Annotated in this window: 15 protein-coding genes; all 15 read right to left on the reverse strand. The window is 60.0% G+C overall.

The window, feature by feature from the left end; translation table 11 throughout:
- Positions 1 to 209: 209 nt before the first annotated feature.
- The 15 genes from ACR0NW_RS19965 to ACR0NW_RS20035 all read right to left on the reverse strand — a co-directional run bounded on the left by ACR0NW_RS19965 (position 210) and on the right by ACR0NW_RS20035 (position 15236).
- Positions 210 to 2663 carry a GcvT family protein gene (locus tag ACR0NW_RS19965; RefSeq protein WP_480452350.1) on the reverse strand — a complete coding sequence of 818 codons (2454 nt, stop codon included), beginning with the start codon at positions 2661 to 2663 and terminating at the stop codon, positions 210 to 212.
- 89 nt (positions 2664 to 2752) lie between these two features.
- Positions 2753 to 3709 carry a helix-turn-helix domain-containing protein gene (locus ACR0NW_RS19970; protein ID WP_170655963.1) on the reverse strand — a complete coding sequence of 319 codons (957 nt, stop codon included), beginning with the start codon at positions 3707 to 3709 and terminating at the stop codon, positions 2753 to 2755.
- 13 nt (positions 3710 to 3722) lie between these two features.
- Positions 3723 to 4616, reverse strand: coding sequence for a homocysteine S-methyltransferase family protein (locus ACR0NW_RS19975; RefSeq protein ID WP_480452351.1), 894 nt, complete (start codon positions 4614 to 4616; stop codon positions 3723 to 3725).
- 13 nt (positions 4617 to 4629) lie between these two features.
- Complete coding sequence (locus ACR0NW_RS19980; protein WP_480452353.1) at positions 4630 to 5682, reverse strand: alcohol dehydrogenase family protein; 1053 nt, start codon at positions 5680 to 5682, stop codon at positions 4630 to 4632.
- Between the two features lie 3 nt (positions 5683 to 5685).
- Complete coding sequence (locus ACR0NW_RS19985; protein ID WP_480452355.1) at positions 5686 to 6162, reverse strand: cupin domain-containing protein; 477 nt, start codon at positions 6160 to 6162, stop codon at positions 5686 to 5688.
- A 19-nt stretch (positions 6163 to 6181) separates the two neighbouring features.
- A complete protein-coding gene (locus tag ACR0NW_RS19990; protein ID WP_480452356.1) occupies positions 6182 to 8629 on the reverse strand; it encodes a GcvT family protein in 2448 nt (815 codons plus the stop codon).
- A gap of 15 nt (positions 8630 to 8644) precedes the next feature.
- Positions 8645 to 9025, reverse strand: a complete 381-nt coding sequence (locus tag ACR0NW_RS19995; protein ID WP_170655953.1) for a GFA family protein — start codon at positions 9023 to 9025, stop codon at positions 8645 to 8647.
- 4 nt (positions 9026 to 9029) lie between these two features.
- Positions 9030 to 9653 carry a LysE family translocator gene (locus ACR0NW_RS20000; RefSeq protein WP_170655951.1) on the reverse strand — a complete coding sequence of 208 codons (624 nt, stop codon included), beginning with the start codon at positions 9651 to 9653 and terminating at the stop codon, positions 9030 to 9032.
- Positions 9653 to 10222, reverse strand: coding sequence for a helix-turn-helix domain-containing protein (locus ACR0NW_RS20005; protein WP_480452358.1), 570 nt, complete (start codon positions 10220 to 10222; stop codon positions 9653 to 9655). Before ACR0NW_RS20005 ends, ACR0NW_RS20000 begins: the two co-directional genes overlap by 1 nt.
- Before the next feature lie 287 nt (positions 10223 to 10509).
- Entirely contained in the window at positions 10510 to 11334 is an 825-nt protein-coding gene (locus ACR0NW_RS20010; RefSeq protein ID WP_480452360.1) for a TonB family protein, read from the reverse strand.
- Positions 11331 to 11726, reverse strand: coding sequence for an ExbD/TolR family protein (locus ACR0NW_RS20015; protein WP_480452362.1), 396 nt, complete (start codon positions 11724 to 11726; stop codon positions 11331 to 11333). Before ACR0NW_RS20015 ends, ACR0NW_RS20010 begins: the two co-directional genes overlap by 4 nt.
- Entirely contained in the window at positions 11723 to 12094 is a 372-nt protein-coding gene (locus ACR0NW_RS20020) for an ExbD/TolR family protein (RefSeq protein ID WP_480452363.1), read from the reverse strand. The genes ACR0NW_RS20015 and ACR0NW_RS20020 overlap by 4 nt, the downstream gene beginning before the upstream one ends.
- Positions 12084 to 12752, reverse strand: coding sequence for a MotA/TolQ/ExbB proton channel family protein (locus ACR0NW_RS20025; RefSeq protein WP_480452365.1), 669 nt, complete (start codon positions 12750 to 12752; stop codon positions 12084 to 12086). Before ACR0NW_RS20025 ends, ACR0NW_RS20020 begins: the two co-directional genes overlap by 11 nt.
- Before the next feature lie 4 nt (positions 12753 to 12756).
- Positions 12757 to 13203: a hypothetical protein gene (locus ACR0NW_RS20030; RefSeq protein WP_480452366.1), complete on the reverse strand. Its 447-nt coding sequence runs from the start codon at positions 13201 to 13203 to the stop codon at positions 12757 to 12759.
- Positions 13204 to 13223: 20 nt separating this feature from the next.
- Entirely contained in the window at positions 13224 to 15236 is a 2013-nt protein-coding gene (locus ACR0NW_RS20035; RefSeq protein ID WP_480452367.1) for a TonB-dependent receptor domain-containing protein, read from the reverse strand.
- Positions 15237 to 15271: the final 35 nt, after the last annotated feature.

Raw genomic sequence — 15271 nt, forward strand, 5'->3', positions numbered from 1 at the left:
TTGAAAACTCCGTAAACTGTGGGCCGACCCATCACATTCCTTGATGGATCATCTCTTATACAGGGGGAAGGAAATAGCGAGGCTCTGCCTCGCGCTCCGGAGAATTTGAGGCCAGATGAACGAAGGAACCCTTGTTCATCTGGCCGGAAAATACTCCACGAGAGTTGCGGCTTGCCGCGGACGGGGCAGAGCCCCCTTGCCTGATTGGATCAGACCTTCACACGTTCCGATTTCGGGTCATACATCGGCTTCAGCGATGCTTCGGCCTTAACCTTCACGCCGCAGACGTCGATTTCGTAACTCGACGCCAGCACGTCGGCGGACTTTTCACCTTCGCAGGGCACATAACCCATACCGATGGCACCGCCCAGTGTATGACCGTAGTTGCCCGAGCTCAGATAGCCCACATATTCACCGTCACGGATGATCGGTTCATTGTGGAACAGCAGCGGTTCGGAATCGGTCAGTTTGAACTGGACCAGACGGTTCTTCGGCCCGCTTTCCTTGCGTGCAATCACCGCCTCGCGCCCGATAAAGTCACTGCCCTTGTCGACCTTGACCGCAAAACCGAGTCCGGCATCGACAACGTGATCCTCGCAGGTGATGTCGTGGCCGAAATGGCGGAAACCTTTTTCGATCCGGCAGCTGTCCATCATGTGCATGCCACACAGTTTCAGCCCCATATCCTGACCGGCTTCATGCAGGGTCTCGAAAACGTGCCCCGCCATGTCCGAGGAGACATAGACCTCCCAGCCAAGCTCGCCCACGTAGGTCACGCGATGTGCACGTGCCAGTCCCATGCCGATCTCGATTTCCTGCGCGGTGCCGAACGGGTTGGTGGCGTTCGAGAAATCAGCCGGTGAAACCTTTTCCAGCAGCGCACGCGCATTCGGGCCCATGACGGCCAGAACGCCCTCGCCCGCGGTGACGTCAGTGATGACAACACGATGATCGCCTACATGGCGCTGCATCCACGCCTGATCGGCCAGTCGCGTCGCCGCCGGGGTGACAACCAGATAGGAGGTTTCGGTCAGGCGGGTGACGGTCACATCCGCCTCGATCCCGCCGGTGCGGTTGAGGAACTGGGTATAGACGATCTTGCCATTCGGCACCGAGTAATCGCCGCCACCGATATAGTTCATGAACGCCTCGGCATCCGGACCTTCGACCCGGATCTTGCCGAAGGAAGACATGTCGTACATGCCGACATTCTCACGCACGGCGCGGTGCTCGGCAGCCGAGTTTTCGAACCAGTTCTGGCGCTTCCAGCTGTACTGGTATTCGCGCTCCTGCCCCTCATTCGCGAACCAGTTGGCGCGTTCCCAGCCAGCAAGTTCACCAAATACGGCGCCTTGTTCTTTCAGGTGATGGTGGAAAGGTGTCCGGCGAACACCGCGCGCCGTGGCTTTCTGGCGATAGGGGTAGTGATCTGCATAGAGCAGGCCAAGCGTCTCTTTCGAGCGTTCGAACAGGTACTTCTTGTTGCCCTGGAACGGCTGCATCCGGCCGATATCCACATCGCCCAGATCAAAGGGCTTTTCACCGCTGTCCATCCACTCGGCCAGCGCCATGCCCGCACCACCGGCGGACTGGATGCCGATCGAGTTGAACCCGGCAGCCACCCAGACATTGTCCATCTCGGGCGCCAGACCCAGATGATAGGCGTCGTCCGGAGTAAAGGATTCCGGGCCGTTGAAAAACGTGTGAATCCCCGCCTCGGCCAGCATGGGCATCCGGTTGCAGGCATCTTCGAGGATCGGTTCGAAATGGTCGAAATCCTCGGGCAGCTGATCGAATTCAAAGCTGTCGGGAATGCCGTCCATCGCCCATGGCTTGGCATTGGGTTCGAACGCGCCCAGCATCATCTTGCCCGCATCTTCCTTGTAATAGGCACATTCGTCAGGGACGCGCAGCACCGGCAGCGGGGTCAGGCCCTCGATCGGCTCGGAGACAATATAGAAGTGTTCGCAGGCGTGCAGCGGCACGTTGACACCGGCCATGCGGCCCACCTCGTGTCCCCACATACCGGCGCAGTTCACCACCATGTCGCATTCGATATGGCCCGAAGCGCTGCCATCGTCGGCAACCCAGTCCACGCCTGTGACCTTGCGGCCCTGCTTGACAATATCGGTGACTTTCACGCGTTCTTTGACAATGCCGCCCCGCTGGCGTGCACCTTTGGCCAGCGCTAGTGCGATATTCGCCGGATCGCCCTGTCCGTCCAGCGGCAGATGAACCGCGCCTTTGACGCCTTCAAGGTTGAGGTGCGGATAAAGCTCGGCCACGCGCTCGTTCGAAATCTCTTCGACCTCGACGCCAAAGGCACGCGCCATTGCGGCCTGGCGGTAAATCTCTTCCTTGCGCTCTTCGGTTAGCGCAACAGTGATCGAACCGACCCTCTTGAACCCGGTGGCCACACCGGTTTCTTCTTCGAGCGAGCCATAAAGCTCCTGACTGTATTTCGCCAGCTTGGTCATGTTTGCCGTCGCCCGCAGCTGCGCGATCAGACCGGCCGCGTGCCATGTGGTGCCGCTAGTCAGCTGTTTGCGCTCCAGCAGCACAACGTCGTTCCAGCCCTTTTTGGTCAGGTGATACGCGACCGAGCATCCGATAACGCCGCCGCCGATGATGACCACGCGGGCCTTGGTAGGAAGATCAACCATTGCGAAGTCTCCGATTCTTCAGATTTGGCGCATACTGCCACGTAGAGGCGGCAGGAAATCCATCAAAAGCGTCAGAACGGCTGGGGTTTTCACCCTTCGGTATCCACCCGCCTTCTCTGACGGCGCAGGGTGAATGGCGTAATGCCGTAGACACTTTTATAGACGGCCGAGAAACCGTTCGGAAAACCGCAGGCAAAGCCGATCTCGCGCACGCTCATGGTTGTGTTCAGCAGCAGGTTGTTGGCCTTGGCCAGCCGCATTTCGCGGTAGAAGTTGTTGGGAGTTGTGCCCAGATAGGATTTGAACTTGCGTTCCAGCGAGCGGTTGGACAGGCCAAGCGCCGAGACAATTTCGTTGATCGGCACGGGCTCTTCAATGTTGGCCTGCATGATCTTGATACACTGGTCCAGCTTGTTGTCGCCGGTGGTGGTTGATTTGACGCCCGAGAAGGGCTGCATCGAGCTGAAGTCGCGGATGTTCTCGTGCAGCATGATATCCGCCACGGTCATCTTCCCCGCGCCAGAGATATGGCGCCCGATGACCGCCAGCGCCACATCGACTGTTGCCCCCATGCCCGCGCAGGTGACGACCTGACCGTGCTCGGTTGCGATTGAGAACTTGGCGTCGAACCCGGCCCCACGCTCGCGCAGGAACGAGGCGTTTTCCCAATGCGTCGCGTGATCGTCCGCACCCTTGTCCTTGATATAGCGGCTTGCGGCCTCGGCCAGCAAAAACACCTGCGCGCCGCGATAGGTATAATCCGACACGACGCGGGTCAGGGACAGGGCGGGATGGTCGGGGTCGGAATTTCCGATGACAAACACGTAGTCGGCACTGGCCTGTGACGAGACCGGTTCGGTTTCCACTGATGCCTTGGCACTGCTGCACACCGCCCCCCCGGTCAGGGACCGATAGTGATAAGTAAAGGGCGGCTGCGGGCACACCCGGTTGGCGATGCGCAGCACGTCCACGATCCCGGCCAGTTCGCTGAGGACGAAACCGTCAGCGACAATAATGTCGAAATGCCATTGCCGTTCGGTCGTCATCGTGTCCTCCCGCTCAGACGATCCTGTGGCCCGCTGCGCGCAGACGCTGCGCCAATTCCGTGATGTGGTCGGGTCCGACCTCGCAACAGCCGCCGACGATGGTGGCGCCCTGCTCGACCCAGCCCATCGCGTGATCGGCATAGGCACCGGGGCCAAGGTCCGTTCTTTGTTCCAACGCATCCACGGTTGGGGCGTCTTTCAGGAACCCTTCGGAGATGCGGGTAAAGCCATTGGCATAAGCGCCAAAGGGGCGACCCATCGTGGCGATGATCCCCAGTGCAGCCGGGATCGCCTCGGGGCGCGAGCAATTGATCAGTACGGCCTGCGGATCAAATCGCTCGACAAGGGGGGCGATGTTGTCCAACGGTTCGCCTGAACGCAGTCGGGTGCCGTCATCATCCATCACCGTCAGCGCCAGCCAGACCGGTTTGCCGCAGCCTTGCGTGCCGCGCAGGGCGCCCTCGGCCTCCTGCACTGACGACACGGTTTCGATAAGGAGCAGATCGACGCGCGGGGCCATCATGGTTGCAAGCTCTGCGAATTTGTCGGCGGCATCGGCGGGGTCGGGGTTCAGGTCCGGGCGGTAGGATGCCAGAAGCGGCCCGAGCGATCCCGCGATACGACCGGCGGTTCCCTTGCAGGCGCGTTCGGCCTGCGACAGCGCAACGTCGATCAGGTCCGGAACCTGATCCTCCATCCCCACCCGGACAAGGCGCGAGCGATGAACGGCGTAGGTGTTGGTCGTGGCAATGGTGGCGCCCCGCCGGAAATAATCGGCATGGACATCGCCCACCAGATCGGGGTGGTCGATCATCACGCGGGTCGACCAAAGCGGCGTCGCCCGGTCGCCGCTGCGTTTGACAAGTTCCTGCCCGATCGAACCATCCAGTAGGGTTATGTCAGCCATGGGTCAGCCTCCGTCATGGGATCAGGACCAGTTTTCCCGGCAGCGCCTTGGATTGGAAATCCTGCTGCGCCTCGGCAATGTCCTGCAAAGGGTAGGTTTTTGAGATCAGCGGTTTGATCCGGCCTTCGTTCATCAGTGTAACCAACCGGCCAAAGACCTCGAATGCCTGATGGGTGCATCCGTGGATGGTGATGTCACGCAGGTAGATGTCGCGCAGATCGGCCTGAACCATCGGCCCGGCGATGGCACCGGACACGGCGTAGTGCCCGCCGGGTTTAAGCGCAAGGATGAGGCCAGGCCAGGCCGGGCCACCTACTACGTCGATGACAACATCGAACATGTCCTGCGGCAGGGTGGCATCGCGGCCGAACGTGTCCGTTGCACCCTGTCCTTTGACCACTTCGGCCTTGGCCGGGCTGGTCACGCCCCAGACGGCGGCACCGCGCAGGGCGGCCAGTTGCACCGCCGCCAATCCGACGCCACCTGATGCACCGGTGATCAGCACCTTGTGTCCCGCCGTCACACCCGCGCGGGTCAAAAGGTTCTCGGCCGTACCAAATGCGCAGGGGATCGCGGCGATCTCCGCGTCGGAAAGCGGAGAAGCGGTTACGTCATACAGATCGTCGGCGTCGACGAGGCAATATTGGGCGAATGCGCCATCGATCTCCGAGCCCAGCGCGATGAACCCGTGCGGGTTGCCGGGACGCGGACGCGGCAGGTTGATCGGGCAGGTCACGCGTTGACCGGGTTTGAACGGAACACCTGCCCCAACGGCCTCAACAATGCCACACAGATCACCGCCCTGAATGCGGGGAAAGACCAGCGCTCCGCCCCAGCCTCCGGCCTCGACATCCTGATCGACGGCATCGGTGGCCCCGGTCACTTCGGACGAATACCACCCGACCCGGGTGTTGATATCGGTGTTGTTGACCCCGGCTGCCGCAACCCTGACCAGCACCTGTCCGGGGCCGGGGGTCGGAACGGGAATGTCGTTGCGCCATTCCAGCGCGTCCGGCCCGCCGTGGCGGGTCAGGTAAACGCCGGACATGACTGCGGGTATGCTCATCGCTTAGCCCCCGTCGTCCGGATGCGGCGGCACCGGGCCCATCGGCACGATGTCATAGCAGGCGTTGAGATCGGCCATCTTTGCCTCATCTGCAAAATCCGCTTCATCCATCGTTGCCAGTTCCGCCAGAAACCCGTCAAAACCCGATGGCTGAAAAATCATGAGCATTTTCGCAGGTGCGTTGCCCGCGACACGGCAGGCATGTGGCACTCCGGGTGGCACGTGCATCGTGGTGCCCGGGGTGCAGCGATGCCAGTCACCATCGACATAGAAATCGACCTGACCTTCGAGGAAATAGAATGTCTCGGCATGGCTGTCATGCCGATGCAAACCCAGCGCAAAGCTGGATTTGAGGTTGTCCTCCATGAGCGTATAGGCGCCGCCGGTGTCCTGACCGGACAATTTGACAAAGGTATGATCGTTTTCCCAGTCATAGTTGGGACCCTCACCGGGTCCCAGTTTGGCATAGCGCTTGCCCATGGAGGCCTCCTTGTCGCGATCAGGCGCGGAGCCGCTCGTTCGCTGGGTCCCAAAGCGGCTGATCTTCCTGTACCACAGCGCGACACTTTTCGCCGTAGATTTCGACCTCAAGCTCGGTACCCGGGGTTGCCAGATCCGGACGCACCATGCCCAGCGCGACCGAGGCATTGATGCGATAGCCCCATGCGCCGGACGTGGTTTCACCGACGATCTGACCATCATGCCAGATGCAGGACATGTAAGGCGCGTCGCAATCCTTTGCCTCGACCAGCAGGGTAACGAACTGCTTTTTCGCGCCCTGCTGCTTTTCGTTCTGGATCGCGGCCTTGCCGGGGAAGTCCTGCGGCTTGTCCAGCTTGACGAACCGGCCCAGCCCACCTTCGAGCAACGAGAAGTCGGTCGACAGATCGCCCTTCCACGCACGGTAGCCCTTTTCGATACGCAAGGAGTTCAGAGCATACATGCCGAACGGCTTGGCGCCTGCGTCAATGATGGCGCCGTAGATGGCAGGCATATGCTCGTTCAGGGCATGAACCTCCCAACCCAGTTCACCGGCGAAGGACACGCGGATCAGATAGGCGGGCTGGCCCGCAACTGTTGCGGACTGGTGCGTCAGCCATCCGGTCGACAGGTCCGCATCGGTCAGACCCGACAGGATCTCGCGCGATTTCGGGCCGGTGACGATCAGCGTGTCGCGTGTGGTGGTCACATCCTCGACACTGACACCTTCGGGCATCGCGTTCAGCAGGATGTCCCGGTCATGCCACTGCGCAGTGGCAGCGGTGATCATCACGAACTCATCCTCGCCCAGACGAATGCAGGACATTTCAGTCAGGATACGGCCACGATCGTCGGAGACATAGATCAGGTTCATCCGGCCAACCTTGGGCAAACCGCCGGTTGCGAGACCGCGCAGTGCCTCGGCGGCACCCTCTCCCTTGACCATGAAGCGCGAGAAGCCTGGCAAATCCAAAACGCCACAATGGTCTCGCACGGCCTCGCATTCTTCTTTGATCCGCTGCTCCCAAGGGCCGGACCGGCCCCATGTGTGTGTGCTTTCCTCGGTCACGTCGTCACCGGGCTGTGCGAACCAGTTGGCACGCTCCCACCCGTTATAGGCGCCCATGACACCGCCCAGTTCCTTGACCTTTGCATGCACCGGCGACAGTTTCTTGTCGCGCGCGGCGGGCCATTCGTGATGCGGGAAGTGCATGGCGTATTCGTTGCCATAAACCTCCATACCTTTTTTCACGCAATAGTCGTGATCGGTGTAATCGGTGTAACGGCGCGGATCGACCGACCACATGTCCCACTCGGTAAACCCGTCGACGATCCATTCCGCCAGCACCTTGCCAGCGCCGCCGCCTTGCGCGATGCCAAAGGTAAAGACGCAGGCTTCGAACGCGTTTTTCACGCCGGGCATAGGACCGATCAGAGGCAAGCCATCCGGCGCATAGGGGATCGGGCCGTTGATGATGCGCGAGATACCGGCTTCACCGGACAACGGCACACGCTCCATCGCGTCGGCAACGATGTCCTCGATCCGGTCCAGATCGTCGGACCACAGCTGAAAGCTGAAATCGTCCGGCATCGGGTCGGCCTCGGTTTCCCAATGCGCGCGGCAGTTGGGCTCGTACGGGCCGATGTTGAAGCCGTGCTTTTCCTGACGCAGGTAGTATGACACATCCACATCGCGCAGCAGCGGCAGCTTTTGTCCGCTTTGCTTCGACCATGCCTCGATCTCGGGGATTTCCTCGGTCAGCAGGTACTGGTGGCTCATCACCATCATCGGAACAGTGCGCCCGCCAAAGGGCTTGAACCACTCACCCACGCGCTGGGCATAGTACCCTGCTGCGTTCACCACATAGTCACAGTCAATATCACCTTTCTCGGTGCTGACGGTCCAAGTGCCGTCGTCGTGCTGGGTCACGCCGGTTGCAGGGGTAAAGCGCAGGATTTTTGCGCCCATGTCGCGGGCACCCTTAGCCAGCGCCTGCGTCAGCTGCGCTGGGTCGATGTCACCGTCGCTGGGGTCGAACAGCACGCCCTCAAGGTCGTGGGTTTCAAGGAACGGGTACTGTTCCTTGGCCTGTTCAGGCGTCCACATCTCCATCTCGATGCCCTGATAGCGGCCCATGGCGCAGGCCCGTTCGAATTCCTGCACACGCTCTTTCGTATGCGCCAGACGGATCGAGCCGGTCTGGTGATAGTTCATCGGATAATCGACCTCATCCCCCAGACGGGAATACAGCTCGGTCGAATACCGCTGCATGTTCATGATCGCCCACGAGGTCGAGAAGGTCGGCACGTTCCCCGCCGCATGCCAGGTCGAGCCTGCGGTCAGCTCGTTCTTTTCCAGCAGGACGCAGTCGGTCCAGCCTTTCTTGGCCAGATGGTAGAGCGAGGAGGTCCCCACCACACCGCCACCGATAATAACCACGCGGGCTTTTGTCGGAAAATCACTCATGTCTTTCAGTTCCTGTTATTGCGCCCGTTGGGGCAGGTCGTCCGTGATGTCGTAGTAATCGCCCTTGTCGGCCACAAAGATGTGCCGGGCGAGTTTCAGTCCGGTAGGCGCGTCCAGCGCCCCCATGGAAATCGAAATCGTGTCCTCGTCATTGTGCTGCCAAAAGAGGAACGAACCGCAGGCGCGGCAGAACCCGCGCTTTGCAATGTCGGATGCGCGAAACCAGCTCAGCGTGTCGCTGGCGGTAAAGCTCAGGTTGTCCTGATGGGTCGAGGTCGAGGCCCAGACATGGCCCGATTGCTTGCGGCACTGGCCGCAATGGCAGGCGGATGGTGGCGACAGGTCTCCGTCAATATTGAATGCGACGGCGCCACAGAGGCAGGAACCGGTATGCATGTCTTTACCCCCTTGCTGTGGGCGTGGTGCTGGCCCCCAGCAACACGCCGTAAATGATGAAGCAGGTCGCCATCACCCGGCGCACCCATGTGTTGAAGACGGCCCCCAGCGCGGCTTTTCCCATCAGCGCGCCAAGCAGGGTGAACCCGGTATAGCTGAGCGTCGTGATGATCAGAGCCGTGGGCATAATCACCGCCATCTGCTGCCAGATCGGCACGTCCGGCTGCACGAATTGCGAAAACGCCGCGAGGTATCCTGCAACGCTTTTGGGGTTGATCGTGGCGACGGCCAGCGCGTGCAGATAGATGTGCCGCGCGGGGCGTTCGGTGGCCGGGACTGGCCTTGTGGAATTCATCCAGCCCCGCACGCCCAGCCAGATCAGGAACCCTGCACCGATCAGCTTGGCGATGAAGAACCCGGTTGGTGATGCCGCGATCAGGGCAGTGACACCCAGCGCCGACAGGATCAGAAAGGCACTGGCCTGTGTCAGGATGGCCAGCACACCCAGCATCGCCTTGGGAAACGGCAGGCTCATCCCGTTCGAGATGCAATTGACCGCATTCGGCCCCGGAGTGGTGACGAAAACCACCCAGAACAGCGCGAATATGGTCCATGCCTCGAAACTCATCAGTACACCGGCGGGGCGATGACCCAGACCGCAACGGCGGGCTCGTCATATGGGTTGGACCATTGATAGGGTTCGTGCTTGATCCGGAAACTGTCGCCCGGTCCCACGGTGTAGGCACGGCCGCCAATCCTGAGATCAAGCTGACCGGAGACCATGTAACCAACTTCCTGCGTGGGCCGGTTCGCCGGGGTCTGCATGCGGGAATGGGGTTGAAAGGTCGAATGCACCATCTCGAAATCGTCGGTCAGGTCGGGTGAAAGCAACTCTTCGATCAGCCCTTCCTCGCCCGATCCCATGGGGCGGCGCGACCCGGCGCGCACGACATATCCCTGTTCATCGGCGGGTGCCGCGGAATGGGCAAACAGCATCGACATCGGCACACCCAGACATTGGGCAATCTGGCGCAGATCAGAGATCGAAGGCTCGGACATGTCGCGTTCGACCTGGCTGAACCAGCCGACCGACCGATCAAGCTTTGCGGCAATTTCGGCAAGCGTCAGCCCGCGCGCCTTGCGCAGGGCGCGGATATCGGCACCAAGTGTCGCGCTGTGTGGGGCCTGGTCGTTCACCTGTCGCTCCGAATCTCGTGAAATTTTCTCCTCGTTTTTCACCGTGGCGCAATCTGATGAAAAAACCAAGCGTTTTTTCACGGGGCATCCAAATCCGGCTGTTTCGAGCCAGCGACGCGGGTTGGCCGGCCTTTTCGGCGATCAAATGATCCCGGCTGTGTGTGCCCTGAATTACCGGACCGCAGGCAGGCCACTCAATGACATCCACATGCCGCGTCAGAGGCATGTTTTCCTTGAACAGAGATGGAAGAGAACAGGCATCGTCAGCCTGCCAGAGGATCCGAATGCTACTGACCGACGATCTCGATTGTGTAGTTACGCCGGGCACCGGCAGGCGGTGGCGGAAACGGCGCCGCAGTTCTGATTTGCGCCAATGCCACCTGATCCAGACGCTTTGAGCCCGAGCTGCGGCTGATCGACAATGACGCAAGTGATCCGCTATCGGCTATTTGAAACCGGACCACGGCAGTTCCGCGAATGTTGACACTTTTGCGCCGCGTCCGAGAAATTTTCCGCAACACCAGACCTTTGTAATTATCCGCAGCCGCATCGCCCTGCTTGGCCGACGCGAACCGGTTCTGTGTGGCCTTGCTGGAACCGTCCCGTTTGCGACCTGCGTCGCTGCCCTTTTTGGCGGTTTTGTTTGCGTTTCCCTGTTGCGATGCGATCTGACCCTTGGGTTTGGGCTCTGCTTCAGGCCTAATTTCAGTCTTCGCTGTTTTTGCGCTCACAACATTCGTCGATTGCGCAGGCGCAAGGGCTTTTCGCGGAACAGCCGATGAATGAGTGTTTGAATCACGAGGCGCCGTCACCTTGCTGGCCCCTGTCGTACCCTGCAGGGCCGATGCGTTCGCGGTTGGGCTGAGCGCCTGTTTCTCGGCGGGTTGGGTTGGCTGCGGCGGTTGCGCCTGATGACGCGACGGAGGCGGGGCGGATGCGGCCGCTCCGGCGACAAGATCCTTGAAAGATGACCCGAAGGCGGCGACCTCGACCGACCCGCTGCCCTCGGTTTGTGCGGGTTCGGATGTCGAATAATCCTGCAAGGCCAAACCATGCGTTGCAATGGCAAGGAAGACTGCGATTACAGCCACACGGTACGATGAAGGGATCATTGCAACGCTCTTTCAGTCACCACGAATATCTGTTTTGCGCCAAGCGCCCGCAGATCCGAACTGACCCGGACCAGCTGGATTGCCGGCAGGGACCGATCCGGCACGATCCGCACCGCGTCCAAAGGCAAATCGATCGAAGCCCGGTCCACATAGGCTGCCGCAGACGTCAGCTCGGCACCCCGGTATTCCATGGTGCCGTCCGCCCGGATCACCAGAGCATCCGGCGGCTCACGCCCGTCCAGATCCTGCGTTTGCACAAGCTGCACATCACTGTTCATCGGCGGCGCCAGCGTGCCCGCGATCATGAAAAAGACCAGCAGCAGGAAAACAACGTTGATCAACGCAATCGTCGGCTCCCTGGCATTTTTGGGCCTAGATTCCAGCCGCATCATCCCAACACCCGTGTTTGCAGAAGCTTTACCGGCCGCAGCACTGCCATCAGGTCAATCAATTGCTGCGAGGTGGTTTCCTGCCCAAGGCTGATCACAACGGTCTGAGGTTTATCGGATTGCAGAACTGATGTGACCTGCTGCAGCGATACAGATTGCCCATCAAGCAAAATTTGTTCTGCATTCAGTTTCAGGAACCGAACCGTGCGGTCCGTATCTGCGCCCCCGCCAGTCGAAGACGTCAACTCGATCTCGCCATGTTTGGAAAAGGTCGAGCTCAGCATGAAGAACAGCAACAGCAGAAAGATGACATCGATAAGCGATGTCATCGAAAGGCGTTTGCGCCGCTTCTTCAGAACATCAAGCGCCATTGGCGGCCAGCGCGGTACGTGGCGAACCGGCTTCCGGCTCTGACAGGGTATGACCGGGTGCAAATACCGTGCGAAATGCCCGGTTCGCAAAAATGCGCTCGCGTCTCATCCGGGCCTCGAACCAGGTCAGGATCATGGATGCGGGCATGGCAACCGCCAAACCGGCTGCAGTCGTCAGCAGTGCCACCCAGATACCCCCGGCCAACAGCGACGGATCAACGGAGCTGCCCGCCCCCTGCAATGTCCGGAATGCGTCGATCATACCGATGACCGTGCCGAACAACCCCAGCAGCGGAGCAAGCTGCGCCACCATGTCCAGCACGTTCAGGCCTTGCTCCAACCGCGCAAACCGGGTTTCGGCCTCGGCATCTGCGCGATCCGACAGGTTTTGCCCGTCACCGGAAAACGCCATCCGTACCACCGGCGCCAGATAGCTGCGGCTTTTGTCCAGATGGGTCCAGGCTTCGCCTTTGTTGCCCCTGTCCCATGCGTCGATGGCCTGAGAAAGTTCCAGATGTCTAGAGACGCCCGCCGCCCGGTATTGCCAGAGTTTGTAAAGAACCAGCGACAGCGTCGCGACGGATGTCGCGATCAGGACGGCCACAACCGGGCCGCCCAGTTCGACAATATTGAGAAGAGATTGTTTGATGTCTATCATCCCGCTATCCGATCATGTCGATGTTCAGACGGCTCTTGACGCGCAGTGCATCCGTGCAGGCATCCGTCGGGCCGACTTTGGTCTGGCATTGGTCGGCCCCGTTGATCAGAACGCGACTGATTTGGTCGCAGCTCAGGCCGTCGAACTGAAACTGCCGGACCCTTGGACGCCCAACCGGCAATTGTTCGAAATCCAGCAATGTCAAAAGCGCGACCTGTCCCTCTGCGCCAAACAGAACCGTTTCGAAAACCACCTCGGCGAGGTCGTCATTGGTTGTGTTCTCGGCCACGAAACTCAGAAGGCAGCTTTGTCCACGCAGCTCTGCCGCGCTGAGTTCAAGGGAAATGCCACCGTTGGGGGCAGGTTCCTCGGCGGCTGCTGGCCCTGTCCCCACGATAGGGGACAGGGCCAGCAGGGCCGCTCGAACGATGGGATTTGGGGGTGTCGACATGACCGGCCCTTTCGCTTGCCTCAGAAGGTCTTCGCCAGTGTCAGCTTAAAGTTCCGGCCCGGCGATTTACGGGTCGAAAGGCTGGACTGGTAGTCTTTGTCAAAGATGTTCTCGATGCCAACGCGTACCTCGAAACCTTGGAATGCGCCCGCTTGCGGCAGATACGTGGCACGCAGTGTGTTCAGGCCATAGCCGCCGATTGGATTACCCGACGAATCAAAGCCCGCTCTGGACCCCAGGATTTCCCAGCTGACATCAAGTGTCCGGCCAAACCGTTTGCCGACTGTCAGCCGTGCGGTATCTGCCGGTTCATTGCGCCACCGTGTTTCGGCACCGGTTGCACTGGTTTCCGTGGCTTTGACAATGTTGGCGTTGAAATCGGCGTAGAATCCGCTGGCCACCGCATAGGACGCTTCGATTTCCACACCCTGCGCGTTGACCTCATCTGCGCCTGAATAGGACGTAATGTCCCGCAGGGTCGTGTCATAGAGGTTTACCTTGGCGCGCACGACGTCGCCCGAGGCAAAGATATCGCCCTGATTATACGAAAATCCGGCCTCCCAGGTCGTCGATTTTTCGGGTTGCGTCATGAATATCGGCGTACCCAGATCGTCGATGATCGGCAGGCTTTCGGTGTATGCGCCGCCCCCGAAAATCGCGAAACCGCTGGCAAACTCGTACCGCGCTGACAGGCCGCCCATCAAGGCGTTGTTGTCATAACTTGCGTTTGCAGGAGGGGTCGCGTCGCTGTTGCCCTTGATATCCTGTGTCTCATACCGCAGCGCTGGTGTGATCGTCAGCTGATCACCGATCTGCATGTCGTCAACCGCAAACACAGCGATCCGGCGGTCGGTACCTCCGGGCGCCGATGCCGCGTCAAGCCGGTCCCGATTGATAAATTCAATACCAGTACGCAGGTCGTGCGATACGTTTCCGGTCTGGAAATACGACGCGTTCTTCACCGTCAGCTTTGTCGTCTCGTATTGATGATCCGCATCGGCCAGAGCCCGTATTGACGGGAAAAAGGGCGTTCCCTCCAGACTCGAGGACCCCTCGACATAAGAGCTGTCGATTGTCTGGTCCGAATAGCTGAGGTTGACGTCCAGATCGATCAGGTCGTTGCCTGCCGGACGGTACTGATAACGCAAGATGGCAATTTTTGTATCGATGTCACGGTCAACGTTGCCAAATGCATCGGATGTTGTGCCAAACGAGTCATAAGGCACATCGCGCTCTTCTGACTGGGACTGGTTCCAGGATGCAGTCAGCGAATGTTCGAGGTTGTCACCAAAACTGTATTTACCTTTGGCCAGAAAGGACGGCAGCGTGAAGGCACTGTTGCCGATGTCCTGTCCATTGCCGTCCTGCTGAATGTCCTGATCGCGATAGGTATAGTTCAACAGGAACTCGGCCTGCTCGGTCGGCTGCCAGGCCAGGATCGACGACGAGGCAAATCCGTTGCCGTTCGAATAGCCTTCCAGCGTTTGACGGAACCGGAAGCCCGGCTCGCCTCCGGTAAAGTCGGACGCGTCCTTGGTTTCCAGCTGAACGACACCGCCGACCACACCCGAGCCGTATTCGAACGACCCCACGGTTCCGCGGATCACCGAAACACTTTTGTACAGCTGCGGGTCCGTAAACAGCTGGTTGCCGATACGGTACAGCTCCTCGCCACCCGTCGTCGCACCATCGATCAGGACAAGCACTTTCTGGTCAGTGCCAAAGGTGCCGTTGGCCCCGAAGCCGCGAATGTTGATACCTGAACCTTGCGGGGTCGAACCGTTCACCAGGGTCACGCCCGGCACGCTGTCGATCAGTTCCGCGACGGTGTTCGCCTGCCGGTCATTGATCTCTTCCTGATCGATGTTGGTTACGGGGACCGCAGTATCCGTCTGAATTTCCCGTTTGCTTTCGCCCAGTTCAAGGGTGCCTAGGAAACCGTCGTCCTGTTCTTGCCCCCAGGCTGCGGCTGCCATAAGGCTGAGGCCTGAGGCTGTTCCCCACAGCCTCATCATCTGTAATTGCGCACGCATATCTGTCCCTTCGATACGTACAAGGACCGGAAGGG

Source organism: Ruegeria sp. CF5, assembly GCF_056537325.1.